At 59.6% G+C, this 21397-nt stretch carries 20 protein-coding genes; 18 read left to right on the top strand and 2 right to left on the bottom strand.

Going from position 1 to position 21397, the window contains the following annotated elements:
- The first annotated feature begins 157 nt into the window (after positions 1–157).
- Complete coding sequence (locus JHD62_RS06145; RefSeq protein ID WP_199102179.1) at positions 158–1075, top strand: DMT family transporter; 918 nt, start codon at positions 158–160, stop codon at positions 1073–1075.
- Here JHD62_RS06145 and JHD62_RS06140 read toward each other — a convergent pair.
- Positions 1005–1871 (bottom strand): MurR/RpiR family transcriptional regulator, encoded by an 867-nt coding sequence (locus JHD62_RS06140; RefSeq protein WP_045846020.1) that lies wholly within the window; start codon positions 1869–1871, stop codon positions 1005–1007. The genes JHD62_RS06145 and JHD62_RS06140 overlap by 71 nt on opposite strands.
- Before the next feature lie 235 nt (positions 1872–2106).
- On the opposite strand from JHD62_RS06140, the gene iolC reads away from it, so the two are divergent.
- The 4 genes from iolC (at position 2107) to JHD62_RS06120 (ending at position 7384) form a co-directional block, all read left to right on the top strand.
- Positions 2107–4044 (top strand): 5-dehydro-2-deoxygluconokinase, encoded by a 1938-nt coding sequence (iolC, locus tag JHD62_RS06135; RefSeq protein WP_199102178.1) that lies wholly within the window; start codon positions 2107–2109, stop codon positions 4042–4044.
- A gap of 18 nt (positions 4045–4062) precedes the next feature.
- On the top strand, positions 4063–4980 hold the full coding sequence (gene iolE / locus JHD62_RS06130; protein WP_199102177.1) for a myo-inosose-2 dehydratase: 918 nt from the start codon (positions 4063–4065) through the stop codon (positions 4978–4980).
- Positions 4977–5774 carry a 5-deoxy-glucuronate isomerase gene (gene iolB, locus JHD62_RS06125; protein WP_199102176.1) on the top strand — a complete coding sequence of 266 codons (798 nt, stop codon included), beginning with the start codon at positions 4977–4979 and terminating at the stop codon, positions 5772–5774. The genes iolE and iolB overlap by 4 nt, the downstream gene beginning before the upstream one ends.
- A 116-nt stretch (positions 5775–5890) precedes the next feature.
- Positions 5891–7384, top strand: a complete 1494-nt coding sequence (locus tag JHD62_RS06120; protein WP_199102175.1) for a CoA-acylating methylmalonate-semialdehyde dehydrogenase — start codon at positions 5891–5893, stop codon at positions 7382–7384.
- A gap of 161 nt (positions 7385–7545) precedes the next feature.
- Here the strand turns inward: JHD62_RS06120 and JHD62_RS06115 are convergent, their stop codons facing one another.
- Positions 7546–8394 carry an SPOR domain-containing protein gene (locus JHD62_RS06115; RefSeq protein ID WP_199102174.1) on the bottom strand — a complete coding sequence of 283 codons (849 nt, stop codon included), beginning with the start codon at positions 8392–8394 and terminating at the stop codon, positions 7546–7548.
- Positions 8395–8533: 139 nt separating this feature from the next.
- Between JHD62_RS06115 and ndk the strand changes: the two genes are divergently transcribed.
- The 13 genes from ndk to hflC all read left to right on the top strand — a co-directional run bounded on the left by ndk (position 8534) and on the right by hflC (position 21320).
- A complete protein-coding gene (gene ndk, locus JHD62_RS06110; RefSeq protein ID WP_045846015.1) occupies positions 8534–8959 on the top strand; it encodes a nucleoside-diphosphate kinase in 426 nt (141 codons plus the stop codon).
- 68 nt (positions 8960–9027) lie between these two features.
- The gene (gene rlmN, locus JHD62_RS06105) at positions 9028–10122 is read left to right on the top strand and encodes a 23S rRNA (adenine(2503)-C(2))-methyltransferase RlmN (protein ID WP_131355213.1); all 1095 of its coding nucleotides are present in this window, start codon (positions 9028–9030) and stop codon (positions 10120–10122) included.
- Positions 10119–10862, top strand: coding sequence for a type IV pilus biogenesis/stability protein PilW (pilW, locus tag JHD62_RS06100; RefSeq protein ID WP_233160680.1), 744 nt, complete (start codon positions 10119–10121; stop codon positions 10860–10862). The genes rlmN and pilW overlap by 4 nt, the downstream gene beginning before the upstream one ends.
- Positions 10863–10864: 2 nt before the next feature.
- Positions 10865–11794: a RodZ domain-containing protein gene (locus tag JHD62_RS06095; protein ID WP_199102173.1), complete on the top strand. Its 930-nt coding sequence runs from the start codon at positions 10865–10867 to the stop codon at positions 11792–11794.
- A 14-nt stretch (positions 11795–11808) separates the two neighbouring features.
- Positions 11809–13092, top strand: a complete 1284-nt coding sequence (gene ispG / locus JHD62_RS06090) for a flavodoxin-dependent (E)-4-hydroxy-3-methylbut-2-enyl-diphosphate synthase (protein ID WP_199102172.1) — start codon at positions 11809–11811, stop codon at positions 13090–13092.
- 53 nt (positions 13093–13145) lie between these two features.
- Entirely contained in the window at positions 13146–14417 is a 1272-nt protein-coding gene (hisS, locus tag JHD62_RS06085; RefSeq protein ID WP_199102171.1) for a histidine--tRNA ligase, read from the top strand.
- Positions 14418–14434: 17 nt separating this feature from the next.
- Positions 14435–15064: a tetratricopeptide repeat protein gene (locus JHD62_RS06080; protein WP_045844757.1), complete on the top strand. Its 630-nt coding sequence runs from the start codon at positions 14435–14437 to the stop codon at positions 15062–15064.
- A 3-nt stretch (positions 15065–15067) separates the two neighbouring features.
- The gene (bamB, locus tag JHD62_RS06075; RefSeq protein ID WP_199102170.1) at positions 15068–16207 is read left to right on the top strand and encodes an outer membrane protein assembly factor BamB; all 1140 of its coding nucleotides are present in this window, start codon (positions 15068–15070) and stop codon (positions 16205–16207) included.
- Between the two features lie 8 nt (positions 16208–16215).
- Positions 16216–17628, top strand: coding sequence for a ribosome biogenesis GTPase Der (der, locus tag JHD62_RS06070; RefSeq protein ID WP_045844759.1), 1413 nt, complete (start codon positions 16216–16218; stop codon positions 17626–17628).
- A gap of 89 nt (positions 17629–17717) precedes the next feature.
- The gene (gene hfq, locus JHD62_RS06065) at positions 17718–17975 is read left to right on the top strand and encodes an RNA chaperone Hfq (protein WP_045844760.1); all 258 of its coding nucleotides are present in this window, start codon (positions 17718–17720) and stop codon (positions 17973–17975) included.
- 139 nt (positions 17976–18114) lie between these two features.
- A complete protein-coding gene (hflX, locus tag JHD62_RS06060) occupies positions 18115–19245 on the top strand; it encodes a GTPase HflX (RefSeq protein WP_045844771.1) in 1131 nt (376 codons plus the stop codon).
- A complete protein-coding gene (hflK, locus tag JHD62_RS06055; RefSeq protein WP_233160676.1) occupies positions 19214–20440 on the top strand; it encodes an FtsH protease activity modulator HflK in 1227 nt (408 codons plus the stop codon). Before hflX ends, hflK begins: the two co-directional genes overlap by 32 nt.
- A gap of 13 nt (positions 20441–20453) precedes the next feature.
- Positions 20454–21320 (top strand): protease modulator HflC, encoded by an 867-nt coding sequence (gene hflC, locus JHD62_RS06050; RefSeq protein ID WP_370541037.1) that lies wholly within the window; start codon positions 20454–20456, stop codon positions 21318–21320.
- The last annotated feature ends 77 nt before the right edge of the window (positions 21321–21397 follow it).

Raw genomic sequence — 21397 nt, 5'->3', positions numbered from 1 at the left:
GGTGTGGCAACAGTTAAACTGTCGCAGGAGTCACACCCGGCTGTCTGAATGCGGCATGACAATGCGGCAGGAATCTCTCAGCAGGGTGTTGATCGGGAAGGTGCGCCTTCCCGTTTTTTCATTGTTGCGGAAACGTGTTGTGCGCCCGAATCCAGTTGTGAGAGTAGATCAAGCTGTACGTCCCGGACTGGCAGAAGCCACGCTGGTGCTGGTGACCCTGATTGCCGGTTTTGGCTGGCTGTGTTCCAAGGAAGTCTTGCGCGGCATGCCGCCCTTGTTGTTTCTGGGAGTGCGCTTTGGCAGTGCCGGTGTGGTGCTGGCCTTGCTGGCGCGTTGGCGTTCCCAGCCATTGCCTTGGCGTTTGCCTGCCAGCAGCTGGTGGAGTGCGCTGATGCTGGCCTTGGCCATGGTGCTGTGGATGCTGGCCTTGCAGCAAAGCAACAACCTGGGCGTGGGTGCCTTCATCGGCAGCCTGGGAGTTGTGCTGGCACCAGTGCTGGCGCGGCTGATGTTTGGCACCGTGCTGCTGGCGCAAACCTTGTGGGCCATGCCGCTGGCTGCGCTGGGTGTGGCGGCTATGGCCTTGCATGGTGGCTGGCAGCTGGGCGCGGCCGACAGCCTGTTTCTGGCATCCGCGGTGGCGATGTCGGTATTTCTCAATCTGAATGGCAGGGCAGGGGCGAAGGCTCCGGCATTGAGCCTGACCGCCTTGCAGCTGCTGCTGGCCGGAGTGGCCGGTTTGGTCGGCAGTGTACTGGTGGAACACTGGCCATCCCGGCTAAGCGGCGGGGTGATGGCCTGGCTGCTGGTAAGCATCCTGCTGGCCACCTGTGGCCGCTTCTTCCTGCAAGGCTGGGCACAGGCGCGGGTGCCAATGCAGCGTTCCGCTTTCATCCTGCTGCTGGAGCCGGTATGGACCGCCATCCTGGCCTGGTGGTGGTTTGGCAGCAGCATGAGCGCCAGTCAGCTGACCGGCGCAGGGCTGATCATGTCGTCCTTGCTGGTCAGTCGTCGTAAGCCCCGGCGTCGCGGGTCTCTTCAATCACCAGTTCCAGCCGGTAAGACAGGGCAATGAACAAGGCCTGACACAGGCTGATGGTGCTGGTGAGCGAGCGGAAGGAAAACGCTGTGCCCTCTTTTACCGTCAGCACCGCATCGGCATTGCGTGCCAGCGGGCTTAACTGGCTGTCGGTAATCACCAGCTGCTTTGCCTTGTTTTGTCCGGCCACGCGTGCGCAGTAGCGGGTTTCCTTGCCATAAGGCTGGAAGCTGATGGCAATCATCAGATCGTTTTCACGGATGCTGCGGATCTGGTCGTGGTACATGCCGCCCAGGCCGGATACCAGATGCACCCGCTTGGCCGTGTGTTGCAAGGCATAGCTGATATAGCTGGCAATCGGAAACATGCGCCGCACCGCCACCACATAGATATTGTCTGCCTTCACCAGCAATTCCACCGCCTTGTCGATGGCCGCCGGGTCCAGCGCTTGCGACAACTCGTCCAGCCCCTGCTGGCAGGCAGCAATGAAGTTCTGCGTCACCTGGGTGTTGCTCAGCGGCGTGTCCTGCGTGGCAATCACGCTGCGGATGCGCTTCTGGTAATTGTTGACATTGCCACCTGCCGGGGCAAAGGCATCGCGGAACACCGTCTGCATGTCGGAAAAGCCGCTGAAGCCAAAGCGCTGGGCAAAACGCACGATGGCGGAAGGTTGCACCTCGCAGGCCTGGGCAATGTCGGTAATGCGCTCCAGCACCAGCGTCTGGCGGTGTTCTTCTACGTATTTGGCAATGACTTTCAGCTGCTTGCTCAGGTCTTCGTATTCCTCGGCAATGCGTTGCATCAGCTGATCGGCGCTTATTTCCTTGGTCATGGCAGGAATGTTCGGCAATGTGGATGGCGTCATTTTAGAGTGAAACCGGCGCACTACAAAAACATTTTTCGGAAAATAATTTCTATTAGAAAATAAATACGAAAAAAAAGTTGCATTCATCAGGCCGGCGATTTATGCTGGACTTCACCGATATGGCTGACGGCGCACTTCCCCGGGCGGGTGGAGGCGGGCCGCAGCGGCGGACAGTCACTCAACGAGACAAAGAATGCACATCATGCAAAACACCACCCATTTTGCTGCCGACCGACCGCTGGACCTGATCTGCCTGGGCAGACTGGCCATCGACTTGTATGCCCGCCAACTGGGAGCCCGGCTGGAAGACGCCAGCAGCTTTGCCCGCTATCTGGGCGGCTCCTCTGCCAACATCGCTTTCGGTACTGCCCGCCTCGGCCTGAAGTCCGCCATGCTGTCACGCGTGGGCGACGAACACATGGGCCGCTACCTGCTGGACACCCTGACAGCGGAAGGCTGTGATGTCAGCCAGGTGAAGGTGGACCCGGAGCGGCTTACCGCGCTGGTGCTGTTGGGCATCAAGGACCGCGATACCTTCCCCCTGCTGTTTTACCGCGAGAACTGTGCCGACATGGCGCTGGAAGAAGCGGATATCAATGAAGACTTCATTGCCTCCAGCAAGGCGCTGCTGATTACCGGCACCCACTTTTCCACTGCCAAGGTAAATGCCGCCAGCCGCAAGGCGCTGGTGCTGGCACGAAAGCATGATGTGCGCACCGTGCTGGATATCGACTACCGCCCGGTGCTGTGGGGCATTACCGGCCGTGGCAATGGCGAAGAGCGCTATATCGCCAGCGACGGGGTGACCGCGCATTTGCAATCGGTACTGCCGCTGTTCGACCTGATTGTCGGTACCGAAGAAGAAATCAATATCGCCGGGGGCTCGGACGATTTGCTCACCAGCCTGGCCACCGTGCGTCAGCTGGCTCCGCAGGCCACGCTGGTGGTGAAGCGTGGCCCGCTGGGCTGCGCGGTGATTCCGGGTGCCATCCCGGCGCGCATCGAGAATGCGTTCTCGGTCAAGGGCGCGCAGGTGGAAGTGATGAATGTACTGGGCGCAGGTGATGCCTTTCTGTCCGGCTTCCTGTCCGGCTGGCTGCATGGCCGTGACTATGGCTGGTGCTGCACCCGCGCCAATGCCTGCGGCGCACTGGTGGTGTCGCGTCATGGCTGCTCGCCGGCCATGCCCACCCCGGCCGAACTGGATTATTTCCTCGGTCTGGAACAGACACCGCTGCGACCGGGTGACGATGCCACGCTCAGCCGCTTGCACCGGGTCAGTATCAAGCGCAAGCAGTGGGATGATTTGTGCGTGTTTGCCTTCGATCACCGCAACCAGTTTTTCGAGCTGGCACGGCAAAGCGGGGCGGACGAGGCGCGCATTTCCGTGCTCAAGCGCCTGTTGGTGGAAGCCGTGGCCCAAACCGAAAGCGCGCTGCAACTGCAAGGCCATATCGGCATTCTGGTGGATGACCGCTACGGCGAGGACGCCATGTACGCCGCCACCGGTCGCGGCTGGTGGATAGGCCGCCCGGTGGAACTGCCCGGCTCCAACCCGCTGGAATTCGACCGTGGCCGCACCGCCACCGCCCGGCTGGAAAGCTGGCCGCAGGAACACATCATCAAATGTCTGGTGCAATACCACCCGGACGACACGCTGGAAAACCGGCTGGAGCAGGAAGCCCAGGTGCGTGCTATCTACGAAGCCGCTCAACTGAGCGGACATGAACTACTGCTGGAAGTGATTCCGTCGAAAAAGCTGCCGCAACAACCGGACACCGTACTGCGCGCGCTAAAGCGTTTTTATAACCTGGGCATCTATCCGGAGTGGTGGAAGCTGGAATCCATGTCGGTCGCGCAATGGCAGGCGGTGGACGCGCTGCTGGCCGAGCGTGACCCCTATTGCCGTGGCGTGGTGCTGCTGGGCCTGCATGCTTCGCTGGATGTACTGCGTCAGGGTTTTGCCGATGCGGCTGCCAGCAGCAGCTGCCGTGGTTTCATGGTGGGACGCACGCTGTTCCACGAACCGTCACAACGCTGGCTGGCCGGCGAACTGGACGACGCCGGGCTGATTGCAGCCGCCCGTGGCAATTTTGAAACCCTGATCGACATCTGGCGCAGCCGTCGCCAGCCGCGCTGAGCACCCGGGAGAACAATAATGAGCAAGCCATTCAAGGTAAAAATCGGCATCAACCCCATTTCATGGTGCAATGACGACCTGCCCTCGCTGGGTGGGGAGGTGACGCTGGACACCATTTTGCGCGAAGGTGCGCGCATCGGTTATCAGGGCTTCGAGCTGGGCAACAAGTTTCCGCGTGACCCGGCCGTCTTGGCTGCCGTGCTGCAGCCCTACGGTGTGGAGTGTGTGTCCGGCTGGCATTCCGGATATCTGGCGGAAAGCAGCGTGGAAGAGGAAATCCGCCGCGTGGAGCCGCATCTGCAACTGCTGGTGCAAAACGGCTGCAAGGTGATGGTGTATGGCGAGGTGGCCAGTGCCATTCAGGGCCAGCCCCAGCCCTTGTACAAGCGCCCGCGTTTCACCAGTCAACAGCAATGGCTGGCCTATGGCGCGCGGCTGAATGAATTTGCCCGCCATCTGCAATCACGCGGCATCACCCTGGCTTATCACCACCATATGGGGGCCTATGTCGAAACCGCGCAGGACATCGACCAGCTGATGGCGGTGACCGGCCCGGAAGTCGGCCTGCTGTTTGATACCGGCCACATCACCTTTGCCGGTGGCGATGCGCTGGCAGTGCTGAACAAACATATTGCCCGGGTGGTGCATGTGCATTGCAAGGATGTGCGCCCGCAAGTGGTGAAGCAGGCGTGGAACGGCAACTGGAGCTTTTTGCAGGCGGTGATCAATGGTGCGTTTACCGTGCCGGGCGATGGCTGCATCGACTTTGCCGCCATTTTGCATGCTCTGGCGGTTCACGGTTATCAGGGCTGGCTGGTGGTGGAGGCCGAGCAGGACCCGGTCGTCGCGCCCAGCTATGAATACGCCGACAAGGGCTACCGTACCCTGTCGTCGTTGGTGGCGGCCATCAATCGGCAGGAAAGGAATGTGGCATGAGCTTGTTGGTCAAGGCAGGCAAGGGGCGCGAAATTGCCGACATCACCCCGCAAAGTGCCGGTTGGCAGCATGTGGGTTTCCGCGCGGTGCGGCTGGATGTGGGTGAACAGGAAAGCTGGCAGCACGCGGGGCGCGAATGCTGTCTGGTGGTGCTGACCGGCAAGGTGGCGGTGCAGGCAGGTAGTCTGTACTGGGACAGCCTGGGCGAGCGCAGCAGCGTGTTCGACGACCAAGCCCCGTGGGCAGTGTATGTCCCGGCCGGCGAGCCGCTTACCATCACCGCACTGACCCCGGCCGAAGTGGCCTTGTGCTCGGCACCCGGCCAGCCGGGCCGCGAGGTGTGGCTGATTGCACCTGCCAGCATGCAGCGCAGTGTGCGCGGCAAAGGGGCCAACACCCGCTATGTGACGGACATCCTGCCGCAGACCGAGCCGGCCGACGGCCTCTTGGTGGTGGAGGTGATCACCCCGTCCGGCCATTCTTCCAGCTACCCGCCGCACAAGCACGATCTGGACAATCTGCCAGCGGAAAGCGCACTGGAAGAAACCTATTACCACCGCATCGACCCGCCGCAGGGCTTTGCCTTTCAGCGGGTCTACACCGACGACCGCAGCCTGGACGAATCCCACGCCGTGGAAAACCACGACGTGATGATGGTGCCGCGCGGCTACCACCCGGTGTGCGTGCCCTATGGCTACCAGTCCTATTACCTCAACGTGATGGCCGGGCCCAAACGCCAGTGGTCCTTCCACAACGACCCGCAGCACGAATGGCTGTTGCAACTGCCTGATTGATGCCGTGGTGCCGGGCTGTCCTGGCCCGGCGCTGGTCGTCACATTCCCGCTCATTATCCATTTGATGCCCACCGCTCAAGGGCAGGCCCCCGGCTTGCCCGCAGCAAGGAGAAACCATGTTGCAGATTCCGCATTTCATCAATGGCCAGCGTACCGCTGGTGTGGCACAGCGTTACAGTGCCGTGTTCAACCCGGCATTGGGACGTCCGCAGGCCGAAGTGGCCCTGGCCGAGCCGCAGGATGTGGCCGCCGCCGTGGCAGCCGCTCACGCAGCGTTTCCGGCCTGGGCGGCACTGTCCCCGCTCAAGCGCTCGCGCATCCTATTCCGCTTCAAGAGCATTCTGGAAGAACGCCAGCGCGAACTGGCGGCGGTGATTTCCAGCGAACATGGCAAGGTGGAGTCCGACGCGCAGGGCGAAGTGCAGCGCGGGCTGGAAGTGGTGGAGTTTGCCTGCGGCATTCCGCAGTTGCTCAAGGGCGAATACACCGAGCAGGTGGCCACCGGCGTGGATGCCTGGACCATGCGCCAGCCGCTGGGCGTGGTGGCCGGCATCACGCCGTTCAATTTCCCGGCCATGGTGCCAATGTGGATGTTCCCGGTGGCACTGGCCTGCGGTAACACCTTCATCCTCAAGCCTTCCGAGCGCGACCCGTCCGCCCCCTTGCTGATTGCCGAATGGCTGCAGGAAGCCGGGCTGCCCGATGGCGTGTTCAATGTGCTGCAAGGCGACAAACTGGCGGTGGACGGCCTGCTTACCCATCCGGATGTGGCTGCAGTCAGCTTTGTCGGCTCCACCCCGATTGCCCGCTACATCTATGAAACCGGTGCCGAGCATGGCAAGCGGGTGCAGGCGCTAGGCGGGGCCAAGAACCACATGGTGGTACTGCCGGATGCCGACCTGGACATGACCATAGAAGCGCTGATGGGCGCGGCCTATGGTTCGGCCGGCGAGCGTTGCATGGCCATCTCCGTGGCAGTGGCCGTGGGCGATGTGGCTGACACACTGGTGGCGCGGCTGGCCGAGCGTACCCGTCAGCTGCGCATCAATGTCGGTACCGACCCCAAGGCCGAAATGGGCCCGCTGGTAACGCGCCAGCATCTGGACAAGGTAAGTGGCTATATCGCACAGGGCGTGGCCGAAGGAGCGAAACTGGTGGTGGATGGCCGTGGCCTGGTGGTGCCAGGCTGCGAGGAAGGCTTCTTCATCGGCGGCACGCTGTTCGATCACGTCACCCCGGAGATGACCATCTATCAGGAAGAAATCTTCGGCCCGGTGCTGGCCGTGGTGCGGGTGGACAGTCTGGAGGCGGCAGTAAAGCTGATCAACCAGCACGCCTATGGCAATGGCACGGCCATCTTTACCCGTAATGGCGGTGCCGCGCGTGAGTTTGCCCATCGCATCCAGGTGGGCATGGTGGGCATCAATGTGCCGATTCCGGTGCCGATGGCCTTCCACAGCTTTGGCGGCTGGAAAGCGTCCTTGTTTGGCGACCATCATATGCACGGCCCGGAAGGCGTGCGTTTTTATACCCGCATGAAGGCCATCACCAGCCGCTGGCCGGCAGGGCAGGTGCAGAGTGCAGAATTTGCCATGCCAACCCTGGGTTGAGCAGCAGCAAGAGGGGCCGGGCTTATCGCCTGGCTTCTCTTGCTCCGGACATGGTTTGCATCCTCTGATCGACCTTCAGGCAGTCTTGGCTGCCCTTTTTGATTCGAGCAAACAAAAGGCCCGCCTTGTTGAAGGGCGGGCCGGTGTGCAGTCTGGTGCAATTACTGTCCGGCGGGCGCCAGCAGCGGGGTATAGCCCAGACTGCGCAGCTTGGCCATGGCCTCGTCGGCTTCGGCGCGGTTCTTGAACGGCCCCAGCTGTACGCGGGTTTCGGTATGCGCCTCGATACCCTTGGCCTTGAGTTCTTTCACCAGCTTTTCAGCATTGCCCATGCTGGAGAACAAGCCCAGCTGCAACTTGTAACCCAGCGAACTGCCTTCCGGCTTGGCCTTGGAAAGTGGCGTGCTCTGGGGCAGGGCGGTGGTTTCTGCACTATTTACCGTCACCGGTGACACGGTGCTGGCAGATGGTGCGGGTTTGCTGGCAGCGACATGTGGTGCAGCGGTGTTTGCTGCTGGTGCCGCTGCCGGGGCTGGCGTGCTGGTGGTGACGGTGCTTGTAGTGCCGGTGCCTGCTTTGATGACAGGCTTGCTGGCAGGCTGGTGTGCCGCTGGTGGTGCCACCGGTTTGGCACTGGCCACTGCCGGAGTCTTGCTCACATCCGGGGCCTGTGGTGTGGCTGCTATCGGTGCCGCTGGCGAAGGCGAAGTTCCGGCATCGGTCTCGGGCGCACTGGCTTCCACCGCCGGAGCGCTGGCGACTTGCTGCTCCGGTGCGCTGGCTTCCACCAACGGGGCGGAAGCAGCGTTGACGATCTTGCCCGAGCTGCTGACCGGCGCGGCTGCCGTCATGTCGACCTTGGGCTTCTTCATGCCATCGAGCACCGGAATGGCGGCCAGTGCCACCGCAACCAGGCCGCCAGCAATCGCCAGGCGTTTTTTCAGCTTGCTGTTGAGGTCTTGTTCGTCCGGCGCATGGCCGTGGTCCTGCCCGTGGTTTTGTTCAGTCATGGCCTTGAATTTTTATGCAGCAGAGGCTTGAAAAGGCTGGTAAAATATCGGGTTCCTCAGAATTGCGTAACCCGAGTGGATAAACTAAAGCCTAGTTTAGCCACTTGTTCTGTTATTTGGGAGTATTTGGGAGATTTTTATGGCAATTGAACGTACCCTGTCCATCGTTAAGCCGGATGCCGTCGCCAAGAACGTGATTGGCAAGATCTACGACCGTTTCGAATCCGCCGGTCTGAAAGTTGTTGCAGCCAAGCTGAAGCAACTGTCCCGCGCTGAAGCCGAAGGCTTCTACGCTGTGCACAAAGAACGTCCTTTCTTCAAGGACCTGGTTGACTTCATGGTTTCCGGCCCGGTGATGATCCAGGCGCTGGAAGGCGAAAACGCCATCGCCAAGAACCGCGAACTGATGGGCGCCACCGACCCGAAAAAGGCTGACGCCGGCACCATCCGCGCCGACTTCGCCGAATCGATCGACGCTAACGCCGTACACGGCTCCGACAGCGCTGAAAACGCTGCCATCGAAGTGGCTTACTTCTTTGCCGCTTCCGAGATCTACTCCCGTTAATCTCGTTTTGCCGTAATGGATGTATCTGGCGGCAGCCCTGTGGCTGCCGCTGTTTTACCGAGGACTGCATGAAAACCAACCTGCTCGACTTCAATCTGGACCAGCTGACCGAACACTTTGCCGCCATGGGTGAGAAACCCTTCCGCGCCAAGCAGGTGATGCGCTGGATGCACCAGATGGGCGAAGACGATTTCGACGCGATGACCGACCTGGCCAAGAGCCTGCGTGCCAAGCTGCACGAGCGGGCCGAGGTGCGCGTACCGTCGCTGATGACCGGGCAGGCGTCCAGTGATGGTACCCGCAAGTGGCTGCTTGACGTCGGCACCGGCAACGGTGTGGAAACCGTGTTCATTCCGGAAGACGACCGCGGCACCTTGTGCGTGTCATCCCAGGTGGGTTGCGCGCTGGAGTGCACGTTCTGCTCCACCGGCCGCCAGGGTTTCAACCGCAATCTCTCCACCGCCGAAATCATCGGCCAGCTGTGGTGGGCCAACAAGGCCATGGGGATTACCCCGAAGAATGAACGGGTGGTATCCAATGTCGTGATGATGGGCATGGGCGAGCCGCTGGCCAACTTCGACAATGTGGTCAGCGCGCTGCAGATCATGCTGGACGACCACGGCTACGGCCTCAGCCGCCGTCGGGTGACGCTGTCCACCTCAGGCCTGGTGCCGCAGATGGACCGCTTGCGTGAAGCCTGTCCGGTGGCGCTGGCAGTCAGCCTGCACGCACCCAACGATGCCATTCGTGATGAAATCGTCCCCATCAACAAAAAGTATCCGCTCAAGGAACTGATGGCCGCCTGCCAGCGCTATCTGGAAAAGGCCCCGCGCGATTTCATCACCTTTGAATACGTGATGCTGGACGGCATCAACGACCGGCCGGAACATGCGCGGCAGTTGCTGGAACTGGTGCGGGACGTACCGTGCAAGTTCAACCTGATTCCGTTCAATCCCTTCCCCAATTCCGGCTATGACCGCTCCAGCAATAATGCAATCCGGATTTTCCGGGAAATGTTGCAGGAGCAGGGCTACGTGGTTACCGTAAGGAAAACCCGCGGCGACGATATCGATGCAGCATGCGGGCAACTGGCGGGGCAGGTGATGGACAAGACCCGTCGTCAGGTCAAATGGATGCAGATCGCACAGGAGAATGAAAAATGATCAAGTGGCGAGTGTGGATGGCAGCAAGCCTGTTGGCGTATGCCTGTGTCGCATTCGCCGCTCCGGCCAACCGGAAACTGGCGGAAATCCGCAGCCAGCTGGCCGTTGAATATGCATCGATGGGCAATCTGCCCGTGGCGCTGGAATCTGCCAATGAAGCCGTCGAAGCCGATAACGGCTTTGCTGGTGCCTATCTGACACGCGCCTACATTTTCAATCTCATGCATCTGGATGCCGATGCCGAGAAGAACTTTCTGAAGGCTTTGCAGGTCGATCCATCCAGTCCGGAGGCCAATAACAACTACGGCCAGTTCCTGTGCGATCACGACCATCCGCGCACAGCGATGGACTACCTGGCAAAGGCTATTGCCAACCCCTTGTACCAGACACCGCAGGCCGCCTACCTCAATATGGGCCGCTGCAGTGTCAAGCTGGGGGAGACCACCCAGGCCAACGATTACCTGCTGACCGCACTGCGACTGGCTCCGGACTATCCGCCGGCGCTACGTGAGCTGGCGGCCTTGCATCTGGAGCTGGGCAATGCCAAGCTGGCATCCTTTTATTTTTCCCGCCTGCTGAAAATTGTCGGGAATACCCCGCCCGGTGCCGATGTGCTGTGGCTGGGGGTGCAAATTGCCAGAAAAGGGGGAGACCGGGCGCATGAGGCGGAATATTCGGCCCTGCTGAAAAACAAATACCCGGACTCCAAAGAAACTCAAATGCTGTTGAGCGGAAGCTGAAGATGGAACAGGAAGCAAATGGTCAGCTCTCAGGGCTTGGCGTCGGCGCGGTGCTCAAGGCGGCCCGTGAACGTGCCGGCCTGAGTCTGGGCGAAGTGGCAGACCGGCTCAAGCTGTCCATCCGGCAACTGGAAGCCATCGAACACGATGATTTCCAGCAACTGCCGGGTAGCACTTTTGTACGTGGTTTTGTCAGGAACTATGCCCGTTTTCTGCATGTGGATCCGGAACCCCTGATGCAGCAACTTGAGCAGCATTTTCCATCTGCGGTCAACGACGTGGTCAACCTGGTCAAGCATGAGGCTCCGGGTGATGCCGTGGCGCATGCGCCACAGGCAAACGCACTGGACAACATGCAGTCCGCAGGTGGCAAAGCCGGCAAATGGCTGATCATCGCCCTGGTGCTGGCAGTACTGGCTGTTGCTGCAGTCTGGTTACTGTCCCGACCCGCCAGCAAGGCAGAGGACAGCAAGCAAAGCTTGCAACTCATGTTGACGGAACAGGCAGCTTCGGCGGCTACTTCAGCCTCGGCACCCTTGCCGCAGACCGAAGCAGCATCCGCCCCGCAAGCTGCACCGGCAGAGACTACGCAAGCGGCAGCATCGGCCCCTGCAGTAGTGGCCCAGCCAGCGCCGGTGGCCAGCAAGCCACAGGCCAGCATCCCGAGTGCAGCGGATGCGGCACCGGCAGCCGCTACCGGCAAGATCAGCCTCAGTGCCAAACAGCCAGCGTGGATCTCGGTCATCGATGCCACCGGCAAGAAGCTGCAATTTGGTACGCTGGAAGCAGGTGGCAGCAAGGAGTTGAGCGGTACGCCGCCGTTCCAGCTGAAAATTGGCAATGCGGCCCAGGTCGAACTCAGTTTTAACGGCCAGCCGGTTGCGCTGGCCGACAAGATTCGTGGCACTACTGCCAAAATTGAACTCAAGTAAATGCGGATTGTTGCATGAATAGCGTGAATATCGCGCGACGCCCCACCCGTCAGGTACGTGTGGGGCATGTCATGGTGGGGTCGGATGCACCGGTTGTGGTGCAGTCCATGACCAATACCGACACGGCAGATGCCATCGCCACCGTAGAACAGGTTTATCAGTTATCCCAGGCCGGCTCCGAGCTGGTGCGCATCACGGTCAACTCGCCGGAAGCTGCCGCGCGCGTGGCGGAAATCCGCCAGCGGCTGGATGACATGGGATGTAATGTCCCGCTGGTGGGCGATTTCCATTTCAATGGCGAACGCCTGCTCAAGGAATATCCCGATTGTGCCCGCGCCCTGGCCAAATACCGTATCAATCCCGGCAATGTCGGCAAGGGTGCCAAGGGGGACGACAAGTTCGCCTACATGATCCGCACCGCGGCCGAGCTGGGCAAGCCGGTACGCATCGGCGTGAACTGGGGCAGCCTGGATCAGGCCCTGCTGGCACGCATGCTGGATGCCAATAACAGCAAGCCGCAACCCTTGCCGCTGGAACTGGTGATGCGCGAAGCGCTGATCGTGTCGGCGCTGGAATCCGCCGACAAGGCGATGGAGCTTGGCTTGCCGGCTGACAACATCCTGCTGTCGTGCAAGGTCAGCAATGTGCAGGACCTGATCACCGTTTACCGTGATCTGGGCAGCCGCTGCGACTTTCCGCTGCACTTGGGCCTGACCGAAGCCGGCATGGGCAGCAAGGGCATCGTGGCTTCCTCCGCGGCGCTGGCCATCCTGCTGCAGGAAGGCATTGGCGACACCATCCGTATTTCGCTGACGCCGCAGCCCGGCGAAGCACGTACCCGTGAAGTGGTGGTGGCGCAGGAACTGCTGCAAACCATGGGACTGCGCAGCTTCACCCCGCTGGTGACTGCTTGTCCGGGTTGTGGCCGCACCACCAGCACCTTCTTCCAGGAACTGGCCGACCAGATCCAGACATACCTGCGCGAGCAGATGCCGGTATGGCGTTTGCAATATCCGGGTGTGGAGGACATGAAGGTAGCGGTGATGGGCTGTGTGGTGAATGGCCCGGGCGAAAGCAAGCTCGCGGACATCGGCATTTCGCTGCCCGGTACCGGTGAAGTGCCAGTGGCACCAGTTTATGTGGATGGCCAGAAGGACGTCACCCTGAAAGGCGACAATATCGCGGCAGAATTCATGGCACTGGTGAACAACTATGTTCACAGCCGTTTTGGTGAAGGTGGCAGCAAGCGCCGGGAAACACCGGCTGCGCGCACCATTCCCATCCTGCCGCAGCGCTGAGCGCTGGCAGCCAGGACTGGCAAGATCAACCGAATAGCAAGAAAAAACATCAAATGGCGCAAAAATTGCAGGCAATCAAGGGCATGAATGATGTACTGCCCGCCGAGTCGTACCAATGGGAATACTTTGAAGGCGTATTGCGCAAGCTGCTGGCCGACTATGGCTATCAGAACATCCGTACACCGATTGTGGAAACCACCCCGCTGTTTGTCCGGGCCATTGGCGAAGTGACCGATGTGGTCGAAAAGGAGATGTACACCTTTGTCGACAGCCTCAACGGTGACAGCCTGACCCTGCGTCCGGAAGGCACCGCAGGCACCTTGCGTGCCGTGGTGGAGCATACCCTGCTGTACAACACCACGCAGAAGCTGTGGTACATGGGCCCGATGTTCCGCCACGAAAAACCGCAAAAAGGCCGTTACCGCCAGTTCCACCAGATGGGCATCGAGGCGCTGGGCTTTGCTGGCCCGGATATCGACGCCGAAATCATCGCGATGACCGCCGACCTGTGGCAACGCCTGGGCCTGAGCCAGTATGTCCGTCTGGAAATCAACTCGCTGGGCAATGCCGAAGAGCGTGCTGCGCACCGTAAGGCGCTGATCAGCTATCTGGAAGGCTTTGTCGACATTCTGGATGAAGACGGCAAACGCCGTTTGTATACCAACCCGCTGCGCGTGCTGGACACCAAGAACCCGGCATTGCAGGACATGGCCAATAACGCGCCGCGCCTGTCCGACTATCTGGGTGAAGCCTCGCGTGCCCATTACGAAGGCTGGAAGGCCATGATTGGCGCGCTGGGCATCGACTTTGTCGAAAACCCGCGTCTGGTCCGTGGCCTCGATTACTACAATCAGTCCGTGTTCGAGTGGGTCACCACCGAACTGGGCGCCCAAGGCACGGTATGTGCCGGTGGCCGTTACGATGGCCTGATTGAACAACTGGGTGGCAAGCCTGCACCGGGCATCGGTTTTGGCATGGGCCTGGAGCGTGTGCTGCTGCTGTTGCAGGACAAGGGTTTGTTGCCGGCTGCACGCAGCGTGGATGTATACATCGTGCAGCAGGGCGATGGTGCAGCCATGTATGCGATGAAACTGGCACAGCAGTTGCGCCATGCCGGCCTGTCCGTCATCCAGCACCTGGGTGAAGGCAGCTTCAAGTCGCAAATGAAAAAGGCCGATGGCAGCGGTGCCGAATTTGCCGTCATCATCGGAGAAAACGAAATGGCGGCAGGTCAGGCCGTGGTCAAGCCCATGCGTGCCGAAGCAGCACAGCAAACCGTGGTGCTGGACCAGGTAGCCGCGACCATTGCCGCGATCAAGGCTTGATATAAGGGGGGTGCGCAATGGCGTACGACTTGCAGGAACAGGAACAGATCGACTCCATGAAGGCCTTCTGGCAACAATGGGGCAAACTGATTGGTGGCGCGGTGCTGGCCATCAGCGTGGCCTATCTGGGCTACAAGGGCTATGGCTACTATCAGGCAGCACAGGCCAGCAAGGCTGCCGTGGTGTTTGCCGATGTCGAGCAGGCAGCCCAGACGCAGGACCTTGCCAAGGTAAAATCGGCTGCCGCGCAATTGCAGGCAGACTATGCCGGCACCGCTTACGCTGCTGATGCTGCCTTGCTTGCCGCCAAGGTCGCCTTTGAAAAGAACGATCCGGCCACGGCGCAGGCCCAGCTGGGCTGGGTGGTGCAAAACGTGAAGGACGAATCCATGGTTGCCGTGGCGCACCTGCGTCTGGCCACCATCCAGCTCGACCAGAAGCATTACGATGCAGCCCTGGCCGAGCTGGGTCAGGCTCATCCTTCAGCCTTTGATGCCCTGTTCCTTGATTTGCGCGGCGATGTGCAGACTGCCAAGGGCGACAAGGCTGCCGCTCGTGACGCCTACAAGGCTGCGCTTGCCAAGCTGGTAGGCGATTCGCCCAACCGCCAGTTCATTCAGACCAAACTTGACGCACTGGGAGCCTAATTGATGCGCCGCCAACTGCTGGTTACCGCTGTACTCTCCTCCTTCTTGCTGGCTGGTTGTGCCAGCTGGTTTGAAGGTTCTGTCGCTGCCAAGCCCACACCGCTGGCGGATATCAAGCCCATCCAGGCGCTGAAAGTGAAGTGGACGCTGTCACAAGCTGCATCCGATGGCACATTCACACCGGTTTATGCCAACGGTAATGTGGTTTCTGCCGATGCCGATGGTCATATCCGTGTGGTGGATGCCCTGACCGGTCGCCAAACGGCTGACATCGCGCTCAAGCGCGGTCTTTCCGCAGGTGTGGCTGTAGCGGGTGATACTGTCATCGTCGGCACGCTGGACGGCAAACTGCTGGCCGCCGACCGTAACAGCGGCAAGGTACTGTGGGAGCAGTCGCTCACCAGCGTCATTCTGGAAGCACCGCAGGTGGCTGGCAGCATGGTGGTGGTGCGCAGCAATGACGGACGTCTGACCGGTTTCAGCCTGAGTGACGGCAAGCAGCAATGGTCGGTATCCCACACGCAGCCGCAGCTGCTGGTTCGCAATACCGGCTCCATGCAGGCCGTTGGTAACGAAGCGGTCATGGTAGGCCTGCCTGGCGGCAAGCTGGACATCATCAGCCCCGCCAACGGCAATACCCTGTGGGAAGGCGTAGTGGCCAACCCGCGTGGTGCCACCGAGCTGGAACGCATTACCGACATCACCAGTCGTCCGGTTTACGAAAACGGCCAGGTATGTGCCGTGGCCTATCAGGGAAAAGTGGCCTGCTTTGATGCCAAGGGCGGTAACCTGATGTGGTCGCGCGAGTTGTCCTCCAGCCGTGGTGTCGCGCTGGATGCCAGCAAACTGTATGTCACTGCGGAAAACGGTTCGGTCTGGGCCTATGACCGAACCACCGGCCGCAACCTGTGGAAAACGGATGCCCTGAAATTCCGTAATGTATCTGGCCCCGCCATGCTCGGACGTTTTGTTCTGGTGATCGATGGCGAAGGCTATGGCCACCTGCTGTCCAATGAAAATGGCAGCCTGGTGGGCCGTGTGAAACTAGGTAGCGAAGGCATTGTCGCCCAGCCCCTGTCCCTGGGCTCTTCTGCCCTGGTACAAGCGGCAAGTGGCCGCCTGTCGCTGCTGTCCATTGAGTAAATGTTGTAATGAAACCTACCGTAGCGCTGGTCGGCCGTCCCAATGTGGGCAAGTCGACCCTTTTTAACCGGCTCACCCGTAGCCGTGACGCACTGGTCGCAGACCAGCCTGGCCTGACTCGCGACCGCCATTACGGTCACGGTCGCGTCGGGGGCAAACCGTATCTGGTGGTGGATACCGGCGGTTTCGAACCCGTGGTCGACGAAGGCATCCTGTTCGAGATGGCCAAGCAAACCCTGCAGGCGGTGGACGAAGCCGATGCGGTGGTGTTTCTGGTGGATGGCCGTACCGGCATCACTCCGCAGGACAAGATCATCGCCAACCGGCTGCGCCAGATCGACCGACCGGTTTTCCTGGTGGTCAACAAGGCCGAAGGCATCAGCCATGCCATTGCCGGGGCGGAATTCCACGAACTGGCACTGGGTCAACCGCTGGTCATTTCCGCTGCACACGGTGACGGCGTGCGCGAACTGATGGACATGGTGCTGGAAGACTTCCCGGAAGAAGTGGAAGAAGAAGACCGCTATCACCCGAAGTTTGCCGTCATCGGCCGCCCGAATGTGGGCAAGTCCACGCTGGTGAATGCCATTCTGGGTGAAGAGCGTGTCATCGCCTTCGACCAGGCCGGGACAACGCGTGACAGCATCTATATTGATTTCGAGCGCGAAGGCCATACCTACACCATTATCGACACCGCAGGTGTGCGACGTCGTGGCAAGGTGAACGAAGCGATTGAAAAGTTCTCCGTCATCAAGACCATGAAGGCCATTGAAGACGCGAACGTCGCGGTACTGGTGCTGGATGCGCAGCTGGACATTTCCGAACAGGATGCCACCATTGCTGGTTTTGCACTGGAAGCAGGCCGGGCGCTGGTGGTGGCAGTCAACAAATGGGACAACCTGGATTTCGAGCAAAAGGAAACCATCAAGCGGGATATCGCCCGCAAGATCAGCTTCCTCGATTTTGCCAAGTTCCATTACATCTCGGCCATCGAAGGCCGTGGTGTGGCCGATCTGTTCAAGTCCATCGACGAAGCCTATCAGGCCGCCATGGTCAAACTGGCCACGCCCAAGCTCACTCGTGTACTGAATGTTGCAGTTGAACGTCAGGCTCCGCCGCGTTCGGGCCTGATGCGTCCCAAGATGCGTTATGCTCACCAGGGCGGCATGAATCCGCCCATCATCGTCATTCACGGCAATGCACTGGATGCGATTCCGGCAAGTTATACGCGTTATCTGGAACATACCTTCCGCAAGGTGTTCAAACTGCAGGGTACGCCATTGCGGGTACAGTACAAAACCTCGGAAAACCCCTTCGATACCGAAGAATCCAAGGAAAAGTCCAGAGCCAAGCCCAAGCCGATGTCCAAGATGCGTGGGCGCGAGAAGGAAGTGCGCTGGGGCAAGAGTGGTAAAAAATAGTAGGCTGGGTTTTTTTCTGCTAAAAATAAGCATGCCAGCCGGGTTTTAAAGATTACTTAATACAACAATCAACGATTCGGAGAAAACGAATGAGCTCTAAAGGGCAAATGTTACAAGACCCGTTCCTGAACATCCTGCGTAAGGAACACGTGCCGGTTTCCATCTATCTGGTTAACGGTATCAAGCTGCAGGGTCAGGTCGAGTCTTTTGACCAATACGTCGTGCTGTTGAAGAACACGGTAACCCAGATGGTATACAAGCACGCCATCTCCACCGTGGTACCGGCCCGTCCGGTTAATATCCCGCACGAACATCCGGGTCAGAAGCAGGATCAGCAAGACGCCTGATCGGGCCGAGCGCTGAATCCTCCACGGGCCGCCAGACTGTGTCATCCAGACACGGTTTGTCGGCCTTTTTTCATGCCAGGTTCGGCTGCAGCCATGCTCAGCAGTTGCAGCGCAACCCTTTATAACGGTTTTGAATACTGTGTTTGATCGTCCCGATATTGGAGACCAGGCTGTGCTGGTCTGTCTGGATTTTGGTGATCCGGATCATCAGGAAAATGTTGCCGAATGTGCCGAGCTGGTTCGCTCTGCCAATGTCACTGTCACCGGCATCATCCAGGGCAAACGCCAGCGTCCGGATGCCGCCTTGTTTGCCGGCAAGGGAAAAGTGGAAGAGGTTGGGGTGATGGTGAGGGCCACGGGTGCGAATGTGGTGATTTTCAATCACCAGCTATCGCCAGCGCAGGAGCGCAATCTGGAACGCGCGCTGCAATGCCGTGTGATCGACCGTACCAGCCTGATCCTGGACATCTTTGCCCAGCGCGCCCGTAGCCATGAAGGCAAGCTGCAAGTCGAACTGGCGCAACTGTCGCATATCGCTACCCGTCTGGTGCGTGGCTGGACCCACCTTGAACGCCAGAAAGGCGGTATTGGTCTGCGTGGACCGGGTGAAAGCCAGCTGGAAACCGACCGCCGCTTGCTGGGCAACCGGGTCAAGGCACTGAAAGAACGCCTGGCCCAGGTACAGAAGCAGCGCAATACCCAGCGCCGTGGTCGTCAGCGCACCGGCATTGCCTCGGTCTCCATTGTCGGTTACACCAACGCAGGCAAGTCCACCTTGTTCAATGCGCTGACCAAGGCACGTGCCTATGCGGCAGACCAGTTGTTTGCCACACTGGACACCACCAGCCGCAAGCTGTTTCTCAATACCGAAACATCCATCATTGTTTCGGATACCGTCGGTTTCATCCGGGATTTGCCACATACCCTGGTTGCCGCATTCCGCGCCACACTGGAAGAAACCATCCAGGCCGACCTGTTGTTGCATGTGGTCGATTCTTCCAACCCCTTGCGAGATGTTCAGATCGAAGAAGTCAACAAGGTGCTGGCTGAAATCGGCGCCGAGTCCGTGCCGCAGCTGATTGTGTGGAACAAGACCGATTTGCGCCAGCTGCCAGCTGACATCGAACGGGACGAGCATGGTGAAATCCAGGCCGTGCGTCTGTCCGCTCTCACCGGGGAAGGGCTGGAACTCTTGCGTGAAGCACTTGCCGAACGCTTGCAGTCACCTGATAACCAACATGAAGAACAAGACGAATATGTCGCAGAATGATCCAAACCGGGGACGTCAGGGCAGTGACGGACCGCCGGATCTAGACGAAGTATTCCGCCAGCTCAATCAGAAACTGGCACGTTTGCTTGGTGCCCGTCCTCCGGCAGGAGGGCAGCCAGGCCCGGAACCCAAGGCTGCATTCAAGGGCGGCGCCGTCGCTGTGGTCGGTGTCCTGGCTGCGTTATGGCTGGGTAGTGGGTTTTATGTCGTGGATGCCAAGGAGCAGGGGGTGGTGTTACGCATGGGCAGTTTCAGCCGCGTCACCGATCCGGGTTTGCAATGGCACCTGCCTTACCCGTTTGAGAAAGCTGAAATCGTCAACCTGACCGAACTGCGCAGCGTGGAAGTCGGGTATCGCAGCAATGCCAAGAACAAGGTGCCGGAAGAGTCGCTGATGCTGACGGCAGACCAGAACATCATCGACGTGCAACTCTCGGTCCAGTACGACGTGAAGGACTCCAAGGCCTTCCTGTTCAACAATGCCTCTGCCGACCGTAATGCCAACGATATCGTCAAGCAGGCTACGGAAACGGCCATCCGCGAAGTTGTCGGCCGCAACAAGGTGGACTTTGTCCTGAATGAAGGTCGTGCCCAGATTGCCGCAGACGCACAAAAAGTGATCCAGGACATTCTGGATCGTTACGGCCTGGGGGTGCGTATTGCCAAGGTCAACATCAATGCCGTGCAGCCACCCGAGCAGGTTCTGGCCGCATTTGATGATGCCGTGAAGGCAGGTCAGGACAAGGACAAGCTACGCAACGAAGGTTTGGCCTACGCCAATGATGTAGTGCCCAAAGCCAAGGGCATGGCTGCCAGACTGGAACAGGAGGCGGAAGCCTACCAGCAGAAAGTGGTAGCTGAGGCAGAAGGCGATGCCTCCCGATTCAAGCAAGTGTTGTCGGAATACAACAAGGCTCCCAAGGTCATGCGTGACCGCCTGTATCTGGACATGATGCAGCAGGTAATGAGTGCCAGCAGCAAGGTCATTGTGGATCAGAAGGGCGGCAATAGCCTGCTCTACCTGCCGCTGGACAAACTGATGCAAGCGACTGCGCCAACTGCACCCGCTGCGGCCAGTGCAGCTTCGGCACCAGCAGCAGTGCAGCCAGCGACGCCGGTAGCACCTGCCGTACGTGGTAACAAGAATGGTCGCGATTTCGGTCGCAGCCGTGACATTCTCGGCGGGGAGCGCTGACATGCAGAAACTCATGCCAACCTTGCTCGCGGTACTTGCCGCCCTGTTCATCGCCAGCCTGTCGCTGTTCACTGTCGACCAGCGCCAGTACGCCATGGTCTTCCAGTTTGGTGAGGTGAACCGCATCATCACTACCCCGGGCATCCATTTCAAGATACCGCTGTTGCAGAATGTGCGTTATTTCGACCGCCGTGTGCTGACCATCGATGCCGAAGCCCCAGAGCTGTTCAACACCCGCGAGAAGAAGAACGTGCTGGTGGATAGCTATGTAAAATGGCGCATTGTCGATGTCGAACAGTTCTACAAGAGCGTTGGTTCGGAAGCCGCAGCGGTCGCCCGCCTGAAGCAAACCATCAATGATGGCTTGCGCGCCGAGTTTGGCCAGAAGACGGTTGCCGACGTGATTTCCGGCAAGCGGGACGAGGTGATGGACACGGTTCGCAAGCGCGCAGACGCAGATGCGCGTAAAATAGGCGTGGAAATTCTCGATGTACGCTTAAAACGAGTCGATTTTCCGGATAAAATAAGCAACTCTGTTTATGACCGCATGCAGTCAGAACGTCGTACCGTCGCCAGCCAGTTGCGCAGCGAAGGTGCTGCCGATGCTGAACGCATCCGAGCCGAAGCAGAAAAGCAACGCGATGTCATCCTTGCCGAGGCCTATAACAAGGCGCAGCAACTGAAAGGCGCTGGCGATGCCCGGGCCGCAGCGATTTATGCTGAAGCCTATAGCCGCAGTCCGGAGTTCTACGCCTTCTGGCGCAGCATGGATGCCTACAAGGAATCGTTCAAGAACAAGAGCGATGTCATGGTGCTGGACCCGAACAGCGAGTTCTTCAAGTACTTCAAGAACCCGCAGGCTGCCAGCAAGGGCAAGTAAGCGTTGTCTTGATTCTACAATCAGTTTTCATGACTGGCCGGACACCCCGGCCAGTTTGCCGTAAACAGGGCGGGGTG

The organism is Aquitalea sp. ASV11, assembly GCF_016429185.1.
In the GTDB taxonomy this organism is placed as follows: Bacteria; Pseudomonadota; Gammaproteobacteria; order Burkholderiales; family Chromobacteriaceae; genus Aquitalea; species Aquitalea pelogenes.
The sequence above is the reverse complement of the archived record's forward strand: the minus strand, read 5'-3'. Positions and strand labels throughout refer to the sequence as shown.